The 13790-nt window shown below is 72.5% G+C and carries 13 protein-coding genes; 6 read left to right on the plus strand and 7 right to left on the minus strand.

Going from position 1 to position 13790, the window contains the following annotated elements; genetic code table 11:
• Positions 1 to 122: 122 nt before the first annotated feature.
• Complete coding sequence (locus OG624_RS25340; RefSeq protein ID WP_161291276.1) at positions 123 to 1229, minus strand: hypothetical protein; 1107 nt, start codon at positions 1227 to 1229, stop codon at positions 123 to 125.
• A 74-nt stretch (positions 1230 to 1303) separates the two neighbouring features.
• Between OG624_RS25340 and OG624_RS25345 the strand changes: the two genes are divergently transcribed.
• Positions 1304 to 2461, plus strand: coding sequence for a cystathionine gamma-synthase (locus OG624_RS25345; RefSeq protein ID WP_033219690.1), 1158 nt, complete (start codon positions 1304 to 1306; stop codon positions 2459 to 2461).
• A 343-nt stretch (positions 2462 to 2804) separates the two neighbouring features.
• Here OG624_RS25345 and OG624_RS25350 read toward each other — a convergent pair whose 3' ends face one another.
• The 3 genes from OG624_RS25350 to OG624_RS25360 are packed head-to-tail and all read right to left on the minus strand — an operon-like array spanning position 2805 to position 4057.
• Positions 2805 to 3059 carry a hypothetical protein gene (locus tag OG624_RS25350; RefSeq protein ID WP_266443095.1) on the minus strand — a complete coding sequence of 85 codons (255 nt, stop codon included), beginning with the start codon at positions 3057 to 3059 and terminating at the stop codon, positions 2805 to 2807.
• Positions 3056 to 3478 (minus strand): sigma factor-like helix-turn-helix DNA-binding protein, encoded by a 423-nt coding sequence (locus tag OG624_RS25355; RefSeq protein WP_051763187.1) that lies wholly within the window; start codon positions 3476 to 3478, stop codon positions 3056 to 3058. Before OG624_RS25355 ends, OG624_RS25350 begins: the two co-directional genes overlap by 4 nt.
• 57 nt (positions 3479 to 3535) lie before the next feature.
• Complete coding sequence (locus OG624_RS25360) at positions 3536 to 4057, minus strand: MarR family winged helix-turn-helix transcriptional regulator (protein ID WP_051763188.1); 522 nt, start codon at positions 4055 to 4057, stop codon at positions 3536 to 3538.
• Positions 4058 to 4230: 173 nt separating this feature from the next.
• Between OG624_RS25360 and ilvA the strand changes: the two genes are divergently transcribed.
• From ilvA to OG624_RS25375, 3 genes are all read left to right on the plus strand, one after another.
• Positions 4231 to 5463 (plus strand): threonine ammonia-lyase, encoded by a 1233-nt coding sequence (gene ilvA / locus OG624_RS25365; RefSeq protein ID WP_030712353.1) that lies wholly within the window; start codon positions 4231 to 4233, stop codon positions 5461 to 5463.
• A 147-nt stretch (positions 5464 to 5610) separates the two neighbouring features.
• Positions 5611 to 6633, plus strand: a complete 1023-nt coding sequence (locus OG624_RS25370) for a daunorubicin resistance protein DrrA family ABC transporter ATP-binding protein (protein WP_033219695.1) — start codon at positions 5611 to 5613, stop codon at positions 6631 to 6633.
• On the plus strand, positions 6630 to 7499 hold the full coding sequence (locus OG624_RS25375) for an ABC transporter permease (RefSeq protein ID WP_033219697.1): 870 nt from the start codon (positions 6630 to 6632) through the stop codon (positions 7497 to 7499). The genes OG624_RS25370 and OG624_RS25375 overlap by 4 nt, the downstream gene beginning before the upstream one ends.
• Before the next feature lie 117 nt (positions 7500 to 7616).
• Here OG624_RS25375 and greA read toward each other — a convergent pair whose 3' ends face one another.
• Positions 7617 to 8114 carry a transcription elongation factor GreA gene (gene greA, locus OG624_RS25380; protein ID WP_030009952.1) on the minus strand — a complete coding sequence of 166 codons (498 nt, stop codon included), beginning with the start codon at positions 8112 to 8114 and terminating at the stop codon, positions 7617 to 7619.
• Positions 8115 to 8251: 137 nt separating this feature from the next.
• A complete protein-coding gene (locus tag OG624_RS25385; protein WP_352165401.1) occupies positions 8252 to 8665 on the minus strand; it encodes a DUF4307 domain-containing protein in 414 nt (137 codons plus the stop codon).
• A gap of 107 nt (positions 8666 to 8772) precedes the next feature.
• On the opposite strand from OG624_RS25385, the gene mca reads away from it, so the two are divergent.
• Both mca and OG624_RS25395 read left to right on the plus strand, forming a co-directional pair.
• The gene (mca, locus tag OG624_RS25390) at positions 8773 to 9654 is read left to right on the plus strand and encodes a mycothiol conjugate amidase Mca (RefSeq protein WP_161293738.1); all 882 of its coding nucleotides are present in this window, start codon (positions 8773 to 8775) and stop codon (positions 9652 to 9654) included.
• A gap of 2 nt (positions 9655 to 9656) precedes the next feature.
• Entirely contained in the window at positions 9657 to 9890 is a 234-nt protein-coding gene (locus tag OG624_RS25395; RefSeq protein ID WP_033219705.1) for a hypothetical protein, read from the plus strand.
• Between the two features lie 406 nt (positions 9891 to 10296).
• On the opposite strand, the gene OG624_RS25400 is transcribed toward OG624_RS25395, so the two are convergent.
• Complete coding sequence (locus OG624_RS25400) at positions 10297 to 13551, minus strand: tetratricopeptide repeat protein (protein WP_208869340.1); 3255 nt, start codon at positions 13549 to 13551, stop codon at positions 10297 to 10299.
• Positions 13552 to 13790: the final 239 nt, after the last annotated feature.

Genomic DNA, 13790 nt, shown 5'->3' on the forward strand with positions numbered 1-13790 from the left:
CGCCACCGCCGCATCATGCGGCCTGCGATTACTTACAGCAACTTTATTGGCCGAAGCTTCGGCCCGTCCCGTGAGGGTGGGGACACTCCGGGGCACCACCCGAGCCCCGGCCAAGCCGTCCGCTACGGCCGCAGCGTCGCCGGCGACCCGCCGTTCGCCTCGTACCCCGCGACCGCCATCGCCCGGTACACCGTGTACGCCGCCGCCGGGTCCGACGCCTCCGTCCACGGCAGCGCGCCCACGTACCCGTCCACGTGCCGCACCTGCTCCAGCGCCTCCGCCCAGCGCTCCATGCAGACCAGGAACATCAACAGCAGGTGCCGTACGTGCGCCACCATCGGGTCGTCCTGCCGCGCCGTGTGCACCGCGTACAGCGCGCCCTCCACCGCCCGCGTCACCGTCGCGCCCCGGTAGAAGCTCGGGCTCAGCACGACGTCCGGCTGGTTCTCGCGCAGCGCGAACATCGGCAGGGCCGCCAGCAGCGAGCCCTGCGGAGCGCGCGCCGCGGCCGCGTGCGCGAAGGCGTCGGCCTTCTCCCGCGAGCCGTGCCACTTCGCGCCCCAGTAGTGCAGCGCCGCCAGGTGGGCGCCCATGTGGTCCGGGGCCCGGTCGATGACCTTCGCCCACAGCTCGTCGAACTCCGCCTCCGGGTACGCCAGTCCGCGCGCGATCGCCAGCTCCGTGATGTACGGGACCGGGTCCCCCGGAGCCTGCAGCGCGGCCTTGCGGCACGCCTCCCGGGCCTCCTCCAGGATGATCCGGTGGTCCTCGGAGCCGACGCCGCCCGAGTGCCGCCACGCCTGCTGCACCAGCAGCTCCGCGTGCACCTGCGCGCCGCCCGGGTCCTTCTCCGCCTCCAGGCGCCACGCCTTCAGCCACTGCGCGCCCGTGCCGGGCTGCGCCATCAGTTCCAGGGCGGCGGCCCCGCCGAAGGCCTGCACGCGCTGCCAGCGCCGCTCACCCTCCCGCGGGGTCCCGGCGAGCAGCTGCGAGGCCGCCTGCCACCGGCCGGTGAGACGCACGTTGTCGAGGGCGTCCATCAGGTCCTGGTCGGGCCCGGGGACGCGGATGTCGAGCTCTTCCTGCCGTTCGAATCCGTAGTTCGCCGGGTCGGCGGCGTCCGGGCTGTCCGGCGAGACCAGGCGGATACCGCCGCGCCGGCGCCGGATGTACGGACCGAGAATGAACACGATCATGAGCATCGCGAACACGAACCACAGAATCTCCATGCCTCCAGCGAACCAGACCGAGGGGGGAGCAGGCCAATAGGGGGCCATGCCCCGGGCGGGCATAGCATCGGACCATGAGCGACGACAGCCACGAGCACCAGAGCTTCGAGACCCGCGCGATCCACGCGGGCAATACGGCGGACCCGCAGACCGGTGCGGTCGTTCCCCCGATCTACCAGGTTTCCACCTACAAGCAGGACGGCGTCGGAGGACTCCGCGGCGGCTACGAGTACAGCCGCAGCGCGAACCCGACCCGCACCGCGCTGGAGGAGAACCTCGCGGCCCTGGAGGGCGGCCGGCGCGGTCTCGCCTTCGCGTCCGGGCTCGCCGCCGAGGACTGCCTGCTGCGTACGCTGCTCGCCCCGGGCGACCACGTGGTCATCCCGAACGACGCGTACGGCGGCACCTTCCGCCTCTTCGCGAAGGTCGTCTCCCGCTGGGGCGTGGAGTGGTCGGTGGCCGACACCTCCGACCCCGAGTCGGTACGGGCGGCCCTCACCCCGAAGACGAAGGTCATCTGGGTCGAGACCCCCTCCAACCCGCTGCTCGGCATCACCGACATCGCCGTCGTCGCGGACATCGCGCGGTCGGCCGGCGCCAAGCTGGTCGTGGACAACACCTTCGCCTCGCCGTACCTCCAGCAGCCCCTGGCGCTGGGCGCGGACGTGGTCGTGCACTCGCTGACCAAGTACATGGGCGGGCACTCCGACGTGGTCGGCGGCGCGCTGGTCGCCGCGGACGCGGCGCTGGGCGAGGAACTGGCCTACCACCAGAACGCGATGGGCGCGGTGGCCGGTCCGTTCGACTCCTGGATCGTGCTGCGGGGCATCAAGACCCTGGCCGTGCGCATGGACCGGCACGCGGAGAACGCGGGCAAGATCGTCGAGCTGCTGAAGCGCCACCCGAAGGTCACCAACGTGCTGTACCCGGGCCTGCCCGAGCACCCGGGGCACGAGGTCGCCGCCAAGCAGATGCGCAACTTCGGCGGCATGATCTCCTTCCAGGTCGCCGGTGGCGAGGAAGAGGCGGTCGCGGTCTGCGGCCGCACCAAGATCTTCACCCTGGCCGAGTCGCTGGGCGGCGTCGAGTCCCTGATCGAGCACCCGGGCCGGATGACGCACGCGTCGGTGGCCGGCTCGGCGCTGGAGGTCCCGGCGGACCTGATCCGCCTGTCGGTCGGCATCGAGAACGCCGACGACCTCCTCGCGGACCTCACCCAGGCCCTGGGCTAGCCCCGGCCCCCGCCGGGCCCACCCGGGCCCGGCGGGGCCGATCCCGTTCCGACCGAACCGGCCCCTTCCGGCTTCGCTGGCCACAACCAGCCTCGCCGGCGTTTGAGGCGCGGGTCCGGGCGGAGCCCGGTGCCCGGCGGAGCCGGGTTCCTGGGGCTCCGCCCCAGACCCCGCGCCTCAAACGCCGGCGAGGCTGGATGCGGCCCCGGCCGTGCACAAGGGGGCCAGCGAGGCTGAAGATGGCCGGCCGAGGCCGGATGTGGCGCCGACCGTGCAAAAGAAAAGGGGGCCGGCGGGGCTGGATGGTGCCCGGCAGGGCTGGATGGGCTCGCCGGGGTCGGGGCTACCAGCCCTGTAGGGGTGGGGATACGTCCGTCGGTGGGGTGGTCCAGGGGTGGGTCAGGGACGCCCACACCACGAAGGCCACCGCGGCAGCGAAGAGCACGGCCCACCCCAACCGCCGCACCGCCCGCCGCCGCCGCAGGAGGCGACCGCCCCGGGCCGCCGCCCCCGCCGCCAGCCCCGTCGGCACCGGCGGGTAAGGGCCCTCCAGGAGCTGCCTGACCTGGGCTTCCTTCCGGTCCGGGATCCCGCTCACGCCGCCTCCCGCCTCCGCAGCGCCTCCACGGCCCGATTGCACAGCACCCGTACCCGCTCCACCGGCATCCCGAGCTGCGCCGCCGTGACCTCCTCCGCGACCCCTTCGTAGAGCCGCAGGACGAGGACGAGCCGTTCCGGCGGGCTCAGTCGGGCGAGCAGCCCGGCGCCGCCGTGGTGGCGCCGGCCGGTCCGGGCGAAGGCGGCGCACAGTTCCTGGCGGGTGAAGTCGTACGGGTCGTTCCCGCGCAGCCGCCGCCAGTTCGCGTAGGTGCGGGCCAGCGCGCCTGCCAGCAGCCGCCGGGCCGACTCCGGTTCACCGGTCAGCAGGACCGCGACATGCAGGAGACGCCCGGCCGCACCCGCGACGAAGGCCTCGAACTCCGCGTAGGAGCCCGCCTGTTGATCAACCACCCGCATAGTCCACATAGTGCGGGCAGCGGGGCCGCCCAGGTCAAGAGGACGGACGGACTCCGCTCAGGAGGCGGGACCGGCTTCGGCCACGGCCGCCATGAGCTCCGACAGCGACAGGTTGAAGCGCGTCAGCAGGCCCGTGAAGGATTCCCGCTCGCCCTCGCTCCAGCCGTCCGTCACCCGGGCCATCAGCTCGCGCCGCGAGGAGCGGACCTCCTCCAGCCGGGCCAGCCCCCGCGGGGACAGCGCGAGCACCACGGCCCGCCCGTCCTCGGGGTGCGAGGTCCGCTTGACCAGACCGCTGTCGACCAGCGGCGCGACCTGCCGGGTCACCGTGGAGGAGTCGATCCCCATGCCGCCGGCGAGCGCCTTCACCCCCATCGGGCCTTCCAGGTCGAGCCGGTTCAACAGCAGGTAGGCGGCGCGGTCCATCGAGTTGCGGGCCTGGCCCACACCGCCCAGACGGGTCTGCTCGGCACGGCGGGCGAAGACCGCCACCTGATGCTGGAGCGCGTCGAGGAGACCGGCTCCGGCGGGCGCGTCGGGCGCCGCGGGCAGATCGGAATTGGCCGGGGTGGAAGGCATGGCCGTGGGCTCTCTTCGCGTGGGTCCGACAAGGTTGGGGGACAGAGTACGCGGCCGTGCGGCGGCTCGTACGCCTCGTACGAGAACTGATACGGCCGGTTCGGGCACCCGCCCCGCAGGTGTCCCGGATGGCGAGATATCGCCCCTCCCGCACGCCCTGCGAGACTGGCGGCATGAACTACCGCGTGCCCCAGCCCGTCCCCCAGGTCATCCTCGACGACATCCGGGGGGCCCAGAAGATGCTCTCCGGCGTCTCGCGGGTCACCGCCATGGAGGGCAGCCGGCACCTTTCCGCACTCACCGGCTCCCCGGTCCACCTCAAGTGCGAGAACCTCCAGCGCACCGGCTCCTTCAAGCTCCGCGGCGCCTACGTACGCATCGCCGGCCTGCGCCCCGAGCAGCGGGCCGCCGGTGTCGTCGCCGCGAGCGCGGGCAACCACGCGCAGGGCGTGGCGCTGGCCTCCTCCCTCCTCGGGGTCCGCTCAACCGTGTTCATGCCGGTCGGGGCGCCCCTGCCGAAGGTGGCCGCGACCCAGGAGTACGGCGCCGACGTGCGCCTGCACGGGCAGGTCGTCGACGAGACCTTCCTGGCCGCCCAGGAGTACGCGGACCGCACCGGCGCGGTGTTCATCCACCCCTTCGACCACCGCGACATCATCGCGGGCCAGGGCACCGTCGGCCTGGAGATCCTGGAGCAGTGCCCGGAGGTGCGGACCATCCTCGTCGGGATCGGCGGCGGCGGGCTCGCGGCCGGTGTCGCGGTCGCCGTGAAGGCGCTGCGGCCGGACGTCCGGGTCATCGGGGTGCAGGCGGCGGGCGCGGCCGCGTACCCGCCCTCGCTCAAGGTCGGGCACCCGATCTCGATCGACGAACCGATGACGATGGCCGACGGGATCAAGGTCGGCCGCCCCGGCGACGTCCCCTTCAAAATCATCGGCGAACTCGTCGACGACGTGCGCACGGTCTCCGAGGACGCCCTCTCCAGTGCCCTGCTGCTGTGCCTGGAGCGGGCCAAGCTGGTGGTCGAACCGGCCGGGTGCAGCACGGTCGCGGCCCTGCTCAGCGAGCCCGAACTGTACGGCGGCGGCCCGGTGGTGGCCGTCCTGTCCGGCGGGAACGTCGATCCGCTGCTGCTGCAGCGGATCCTGCGCCACGGTATGGCGGCGGCGGGCCGGTACCTGTCCCTGCGGCTGCGCGTGGCCGACCGGCCGGGCGCCCTGGCCGGGCTCCTGGCGGTGTTGTCAGTGGTGGATGCGAACGTGTTGGACGTGAGCCACGTGCGGACGGACCCGCGGTTGGGGCTCACGGAGGTGGAGGTGGAGCTGCACCTGGAGACGAAGGGCCCCGAGCACTGCGCGGAAGTCGCGCGTTCCCTGCACGGCGCGGGATACAAGGTGATGAGCTAGAGACGTCCTGCGGTCCCGCCCGCCCGTCGCTCGGGCCGGACACATCCCCCGTTCGGCCGAGCAGGACCCGCCCGGCGCCCATAGGATTTGCGTAGAAATGCCCTGAATATCCTGATTCTACTGGCCCGATTCACTGGGAGAATCCCTATGCCAGGCGCTATCTACGCCGAAGGTCTGGTCAAGACCTTCGGCGATGTACGGGCTCTCGACGGCGTGGACCTCGATGTCCCCGAAGGCACCGTCCTGGGTCTGCTCGGCCCGAACGGCGCGGGCAAGACCACGACCGTACGCGTCCTGACCACCCTCCTCCGGCCCGACAGCGGCAAGGCGGTCGTCGCCGGCCTGGACGTGCTCAAGCACCCCAACGAAGTCCGCCGCGCCATAGGCCTCTCCGGCCAGTTCGCGGCCGTCGACGAATACCTGACCGGCCGCGAGAACCTCCAGATGGTCGGCCAGCTCTACCAGATGAAAGCCAAGGCGGCCAAAGCCCGGGCCGCCGAACTCCTCGAACGCTTCAACCTCTCCGACGCCGCCGACCGCACGGCGAAGACCTACTCCGGCGGTATGCGCAGGCGCCTGGACCTCGCGGCCGCCCTCGTCGTCAGCCCGCCCGTGATGTTCATGGACGAGCCGACCACCGGACTCGACCCCCGCAACCGCCAGCAGCTGTGGGGCATCATCCAGGAACTGGTCGCCGGCGGTACGACCTTGCTCCTCACCACCCAGTACCTGGAGGAGGCCGACCACCTCGCGCACGACATCTGCGTGGTCGACCACGGCAAGGTCATCGCCCGCGGCACCTCCGACCAGCTCAAGGCCCGCACCGGCGGCGAGCGCGTGGAGGTCGTCGTCCACGAGCGGCAGCACATCCCCACCGCGCGCGAGGTGCTCGCCGGCTTCGGCAAGGGCGAGACCACGGTCGAGGAACACACCCGCAAACTGACCGTGCCCGTGTCGGGCGGCGCCAAGCTGCTCGCCGAGGTCATCCGCGAACTCGACGGCCGGGGCATCGAGATCGACGACATCGGCCTGCGCCGCCCCACCCTCGACGACGTGTTCATCTCCCTGACCGGGCACGCGGCCGAACGGGCCGCGGAGGACAACGGCGACACGCCGGCCGATCCCGGGGCCAAGGGCCGCAAGGCGGCCCGGAAGGAGGCGGCGAAGTGACCCTCACGTCCCCGAACCCGGGCGCCTCCCCGCACGGCGAACTCGCGGCGCCCCGTCCGCGCGGCGGCGTCGTCCAGTCCGTCAACGACTCCCTCGTCATCGCCAAGCGGAACGTCATCCGCCTCAGCCGGATCCCCGAGATGGTCATCTTCGGGCTGATCCAGCCGGTCATGTTCGTGGTGCTGTTCAGCTTCGTCTTCGGCGGCTCGATGATGATCGGCGGCTCGACCAGCGCCAGTGACTACCGGAACTTCCTGATGGCCGGCATCTTCGCCCAGACCGTCACCTTCGCCACGGCGGGCGCCGGCGCGGGCATCGCGGACGACATGCACAAGGGCCTGATCGACCGCTTCCGCTCGCTGCCCATGGCCCGCGGCGCCGTCCTGACCGGCCGCACCCTGGCCGACCTGATGCAGACCGCGCTGACCTTGGTGGTCCTGGCGATCGTCGCCCTCCTCGTCGGCTGGCGCACCCACACGAGCGTCGGCGAGGTGCTGTCCGGCTTCGGCCTGCTGCTCCTGCTCGGGTACGCGTTCTCCTGGATCGGCGCCCTGATCGGGCTGTCCGTACGGACCCCGGAGGCGGCCACCTCGGGCGGGCTGATCTGGCTGTTCCCCGTCACGTTCATCTCCAACGCGTTCGTCCCCACGGAGAACATGGCGAGCTGGCTCCAGCCGATCGCCGAATGGAACCCGTTCAGCGCCACCGTCCAGGCCTGCCGCGAGCTCTTCGGCAACCCGGGCGTGTCCCCGTCCGACGCGTGGCCGATGGTCCACCCCGTCTGGGCCTCACTGATCTGGTCGGCCCTGATCATCCTGGTCTTCCGCACCCTCGCGGTCCGCAAGTACCGCGGCGCGGACGGCTGAGCCCCACAGCCCGAGCCCCACAGCCTCCTACCAGCAGCAACGCGCGATGCCCGGCCGGAAGGGTCCGGCCGGGCATCGCGCGTCGTCGGTCAGGAAGAAAACGGTGACCGAGGGTGATCAGCCGGTGAAGGGCTTGACGTCGAGGATCTTGACCGAGGCCTTCTTGCCGTTCGGCAGCTCGTACTCGGCGTCCTCACCGATCGCCTTGCCCAGCACGCCGCTGCCCAGCGGGGACTGGGGGGAGTACGTCTCGAAGTCCGAGGACGCGTACTCGCGCGAGGCCAGCAGGAACTCCATGGTGTCGTCCTCGTCGCCGTCGAAGGCGATCTTGACGAGCGTGCCGGGGGCCACCACGCCGTCGGACGCGGGCGCGGTGCCGACCTTGGCGTTCTCCAGGAGCTGCGTGAGCTGGCGGACCCGAAGCTCCTGCTTGCCCTGCTCCTCCTTCGCCGCGTGGTAGCCACCGTTCTCACGCAGGTCGCCCTCCTCGCGGGCGGCTGCGATCTTCGTGGCGATCTCCGTGCGGGCGGGACCAGAGAGGTAGTCCAGCTCCGCCTTCAGCTGGTCGTACGCCGCCTGGGTCAGCCAGGTGACGCTTTCGCTCGTCTGGGTCACGGGTGCTCCTCGTCGGTACAGGGGACTACTGCCGCCAGCGGCGGACGAAACCACGAGCCTAACAATTCGGGAAGAAAAGAGGGAGGACCCCACAGGCTCATTGCCTCGCGGGGCGGGACTTCAATCCTTTTCGGACCTCAGCGGGCGGAAGCCGCCGGCCGGCAGCCGACCAGCTCGATCATCGCGGCCCTGCCGGTGGTCTTCAGGGTGACGATCTCGTCCACCCGCGACCGTCCTTGCGCGAAGGCGAAGTCGGCCCGACCCACCTCGGCGTGCTCCTTGTCCTGGGAGCTCAGGGAACAGACACCGGTGACCGAGGACTCCTTGCGGACCTCCAGGTGCACCTTCACCTCGGTGTCCGAAATCACCTGGAACTTGATCACCTCGGCGCTCACGCTCTGTCCCGCGACGTAGTCCCAGCCGATCCAGCCGACCATGCCCAGCAGCGCCGCACCCAGCACCGATCCGATGATCTTGAGCTTCCGGTCCGCACGCTCGTCCGCCGACCGGCCGTACCGGCCCTCGGGCAGTCCTTCGCGCACCGCGCTCATGATCGTTCCTCTCGCCGGGGACGGCTCGGTCACCCCTGGAATTTTCCGCCCCCCGGTTCGGTCACTATAGGAGCTGAGTGTCGCGCCGAATCGCAGAGGATCCTGTTTTGACCGAGCAGCTTCGACTGATGGCCGTCCACGCCCACCCCGACGACGAGTCGAGCAAGGGCGCGGCCACCATGGCCAAGTACGTGTCCGAGGGGGTTCCCGTGCTGGTCGTCACCTGCACCGGTGGCGAGCGCGGCTCGGTCCTGAACCCCAAGCTCCAGGGCGACAAGTACATCGAGGAGAACATCCACGAGGTCCGCGCCAAGGAGATGGACGAGGCCCGCGACATCCTCGGCGTCCAGCAGGAATGGCTCGGATACGTCGACTCCGGCCTCCCCGAGGGCGACCCGCTGCCCCCGCTGCCCGAGGGCTGCTTCGCGCTCGCGGACGTCCACGAGGCCGCCGGCGAGCTGGTGAAGAAGATCCGCGCCTTCAAGCCGCAGGTCGTCACCACCTACGACGAGAACGGGGGCTACCCGCACCCCGACCACATCATGACCCACACGATCTCCATGCTGGCCTTCGACAGCGCGGCCGACACCGAGAAGTACCCGGAGAGCGAGTACGGCCCGGCCCACCAGCCGCAGAAGCTCTACTACAACCAGGGCTTCAACAAGCCGCGCACCATCGCCCTCCACGAGGCGCTCCTCGCGCGCGGCCTGGAGTCCCCCTACGGGGAGTGGCTGGAGCGGTGGAAGGAGTTCGAGCGCAAGGAGCGGAACCTGACCACCCACGTGCCCTGCGCCGACTTCTTCGAGATCCGTGACAAGGCGCTCATCGCGCACGCCACGCAGATCGACCCGGACGGCGGCTGGTTCCGCGTCCCGATGGACATCCAGAAGGAGGTCTGGCCCACCGAGGAGTACGAGCTCGCGAAGTCGCTCGTCGACACTTCCCTCCCCGAGTCCGACCTCTTCGCGGGCATCCGGGAGAATGCGTAGCTATGAGCGCTACGCAGGCAGCACTGACCCAGCTCCTTCCGCTGGCGGGTGACACCTTCGACAAGAACAAGGTGACGCCCGGCCTCCTCGGCTTCCTCGTCTTCGCGGCCCTCGCCGTCGGCGTGTGGGCCCTGATGAAGTCCATGAACCGGCACATGGGCCGGGTGAACTTCGAGGAGGCCCCGGACCCGGCGGCCTCGGCCGCCCCCGCCGCGGAAGGCACCCGGGCCCCGTAAGGCACGGCTCGGTACGGCCCGCAGGACCGCACGCCGGCGCCCCAGCCGGGAGAACCGGCGGGGCGACGGCTCCGGCGCGCGCCCGCAGCCGAGGCCGCCCCGGGGACCCGTAGAGGCCCCGAGGCCCGTTGGGACCCGCCCCGAGGCCGGCCGGGACCCCCCCGGGGCCCACTGGGACCCTTCCAGGCTCATCGAGGCCGTCCAGGCCCGCCGAGGCCGTCCAGGCCCACTGGGACCCATCAAGGCCCACCGAGCCGCCCAGGGCCCGCCGAGCCGCCCCAGACCCCAGGCTCGTCGAAGCCGCCCGGGCCCGCTGGGGCCCACCCGAGCCCGCCGTGGCCACCCGGGCCCTGGGACCTACCTGGCCCGCCGAGACCGTCCGAGGCCCCCCGGGACGTGGTCGGTGTCAGCCCCGCGGGACTCCCATGACCTCCCGCGCATGCAGGTTCGGCACCAGGCCGAGCCGCCACGCCTGCCAGCCCTCCGTCGGATCCACCCCCCGGCCCAGGATCACCCCGTACGTCTCCAGGCAGTCCTCCAGCCGGCCGTCCCGCGCCGGATGCGGCGCCTGCGCGAGGCGCCCCAGCTCCGCCCGCGCCTCCTCCGGCGCCGCCGGCACCGCGTACGGCAGCATCGTGCACCGCAGGAACCGCGCCCAGTCCTCCCCGCGCCGGTCCCCGTACGCGATGAACAGCCGCACCGCCTCCTCGCACAGCCCCAGCGCCTGCGACAGCCGGCCGTTGCCCGCGTCGATCACCGCCAGCTCCAGACACGTCCACGCCTCGCCGTGCGCCAGCCCGATCCGCCGGAAATCCGCCCGCGCGTCCACCAGCAGCTGACGGGCGAAGCCGGAGTTGCGCAGGTTCCCCGTCTGGGCCGCCCGCTGGTCCCGCGTCACCCGGCCCGAATGGTGGCGGGCGTACGCCAGCCCGTACACGTCCCGCATCCGCGAGAACATCGTCCGCGCCCGCTCCAGCTCCCGTACCGCCTCGTCGCGCTCGCCGCCCACCTCCAGCGCCTGCCCGAGGTAGTACTGCGTCCACGCCTCCCCGCGCGCGTCCTCCGCCTCCCGGTGCCGGGCCAACGCCTCCCGGAGCTTGTCCACCGCCGGCCCCGGATCCCCGTCCACCACCCGGGCCCGGCCCAGCTGCGTCAGTGCCCAGGCCTCACCGCGGTCGTCGCGGGTACGCCCGTACAGGTCCAGGGCCCGCCGCAGCTCCACCTCCGCCCGCTCCACGTCCCCGAACCGCAGGTGCACCTGCCCCAGTTGGAAATGCGCCCACGCCTCGCCGTGCACGCTCTCGCTCTCCCGGTGCAACGCCAGCGAGGTCTCCAGCAGCCGCGCCGCCTCCGCCAGCCGGGCCCGGTCCCGCTCCACCGCCGCCAGCGCGTGCAGCCCCCAGGCCCGGTCGCCGGCCAGTTCCGGCGGCTCCTGCAGCTCCAGCGCCTCCCGGATCCGCACCGCCGCCTCCGGGAGATTGCCCTGGTGGTGCAAGGTGATCCCGAGCGAGATCAGGGCCATCGCCGCAGCGGCCTCCTGATCGGCCTCCATGTACTGGTCCACCACCGAGGCCAGCGTGGTGCGGGCCTTGTCCAGCTCGCCCAGCTGACGCGCGGCGATACCCGTACGCCACTGCACCGACCGCACCAGCCGTCCCTGCTGCCCCTTCAGCCCGTTCTGGCCCGCCGCGACCACCTGCGTCAGCTCATCGATCTCACCCAGCCGGTACAGGTCCCCGCGCAACAGACAGAAATCGCACAGCGCGCCCAACAGATCCAGCACCGCCTGCTGGTCCACGCCCTCCGAATGCCGCAGCGCCGCCGTGATGAAGCTCGACTCGTCGTCCAGCCAGCGCAGCGCCGCGTCCAGGGAGGTGAAGCCGTGGACCCCGAACTGATGGGCCCGCGTCGACATCTTCCCGTCGACCATCCGGATCACCGCGTCCGCGAGCCCCGCGTAGGCACGGATCAGCCGCTCGTGCGCCGCCGCGGCCTGCGCCCGGTCCTCCTCCGCCGCCGCCCGCGCCGCCGCGTACGAGCGCACCGCGTCGTGCATCCGGAACCGCTGGCCGCGCACCCGCTCGATGAGCCCGGCCTCCCACAGTTCCTCCAGCGTGCGCAGCGCCGCCGCCTCCGGTACGTCGGCCAGCGCGGCCGCCGCCGCGCCACCGAGCGAGGCCCGCCCGGCCAGCGGCAGCCGCCGCAGCAACCGCCGGGCGGGCTCGGCCAGCCGCGCGTCCGCCGCCCGCAGCGCCGCCTCCACCGGGTGCGCGGCCGCGCCGTCCGTCAGGGTCCGGCCCTCGCGCGCCGGCGGAGCCAGCAGCCGCAGCGCGAGCGGGAGCCCGCCGCTCAGCTCCACCACCGCGGCCGCGTCCTCCTCCGTCAGGTCCGCCGCCCCCGCGGGGCCCGCCGTGCCACCCGTCCACGCCGTCCGGAGCAGCTCCGCCGCCTCCTCCCGCGCCAACCGCTCCACCGGCAGCTGGTACACCCACGCCGCCAGATCGGCGGGCAGCTCCAACGGCTCCCGCGCCGTCACCAGCACCAGGCTCTCGGAACGCTCCGGAACCAGGACCCGCACCTGCGCCGCGTCCACCGCGTCGTCCAGCAGCACCGTCACCGGCAGCCCCTGCAGATGCTGGTGGTACAGCTCGCCCAGGCGCCGCACCTGCTGCTCCGCCGAAGCGCCCTCACGGAACAACAACTGCTCGCGCGGCGCACCGAGCCGGTTCATCAGGTGCAGCAGCGCCTCCCGCGTGGCCAGCGGCGCCTCCCCGGACGCCTCCCCGGCCGAACCGCCCCGCAGGTCCACCACGCACGCACCCCGGAACTGGTCCTTCAGCGCGTGCGCCGCCCGCAGCGCCAGCGTCGTACGCCCCACCCCCGGCTCACCGTGCAGCACGACCACCACCGGCCGGGTCTCCGTACTGGCCCGCGCCGCCTGCACCCACTGCGCGATCCGCGTCAGCTCCGACCGCCGCCCCGCGAACACCTCCGCCGGAGCGGGCAGCTGCCCGAAGGAATGCTCCAGCGCGCTGCGCCGCCGCGCCTCCGCACTGCGGTCCGTGCCCCGCAACCGCGGCGCGGGCCGCGCCGCCGCCGGTCGTGCCACGGGCCGGGCCGCCCGGGCCGCCGCGGCCACCGCACGCTGCTGCTCCAGGAACGGCCGTATCCCGCGCACCTCCAGCGCCGACAGCCACTGCAGCTTCAACTGCTCGGGCCCGCCCGGCCGGCCCCGCTCCCCGGCCCGCCGGTTCGCGGCCGGCAGGTGCAGCGCCGTCACCTTCACCACCGTCGCCACCGCCCCGGAGATCCCCACCACGGCCCCCGCGGTCAGCGCCGTACCGGCGGCGACACCCAGCGACAGGTCCGCGCCCACGGCCGTGGCCGCCGCCACCGCCGTCACCAGTAACGCCGTGGAAGGGTTGCCCCGCCGGAAGGCCTCGCCGAGCGACTGGTCCCCGGCCGCCGCCTCGTCCAGAGCCCGTACGTACGCCTCGTACTCCGGCGCCGCACTCGCGGCGAGCGCGTCCAGCGCCTCCCGCCCCCGGGCCAGCAGCGTCGCCCGGTCGATGCCCGCACCCGCGCCCGTTCCCCGCTGCGCCGCCTCGTCCACGGCCCGCTCCAACAGCCGCTCGGCCTCACCGCGATGGCTGTCCCGCATCGGCATCCCCCTCAGAGAGCTCCGGCAACGAGCCCCAAGTGTCCTGCGGGACTCCTCCGAGCGCGAGGGAATCTGAGCTAGTTCAGAGGGAAGTGCGCACTCTCTCCTACAGTCGGGTCGAAATCAGTCAACTGGCATATCCTGAGGGCAACATGACGCCACGTCGCTCACGCACCGCGCTGGCTTCGACCCTGTGCGCGACAGCCCTGCTGTGGGCCCTCCCCGGGTGTGAACCCCCG

The organism is Streptomyces virginiae, assembly GCF_041432505.1.
GTDB lineage: Bacteria > Actinomycetota > Actinomycetes > Streptomycetales > Streptomycetaceae > Streptomyces > Streptomyces virginiae_A.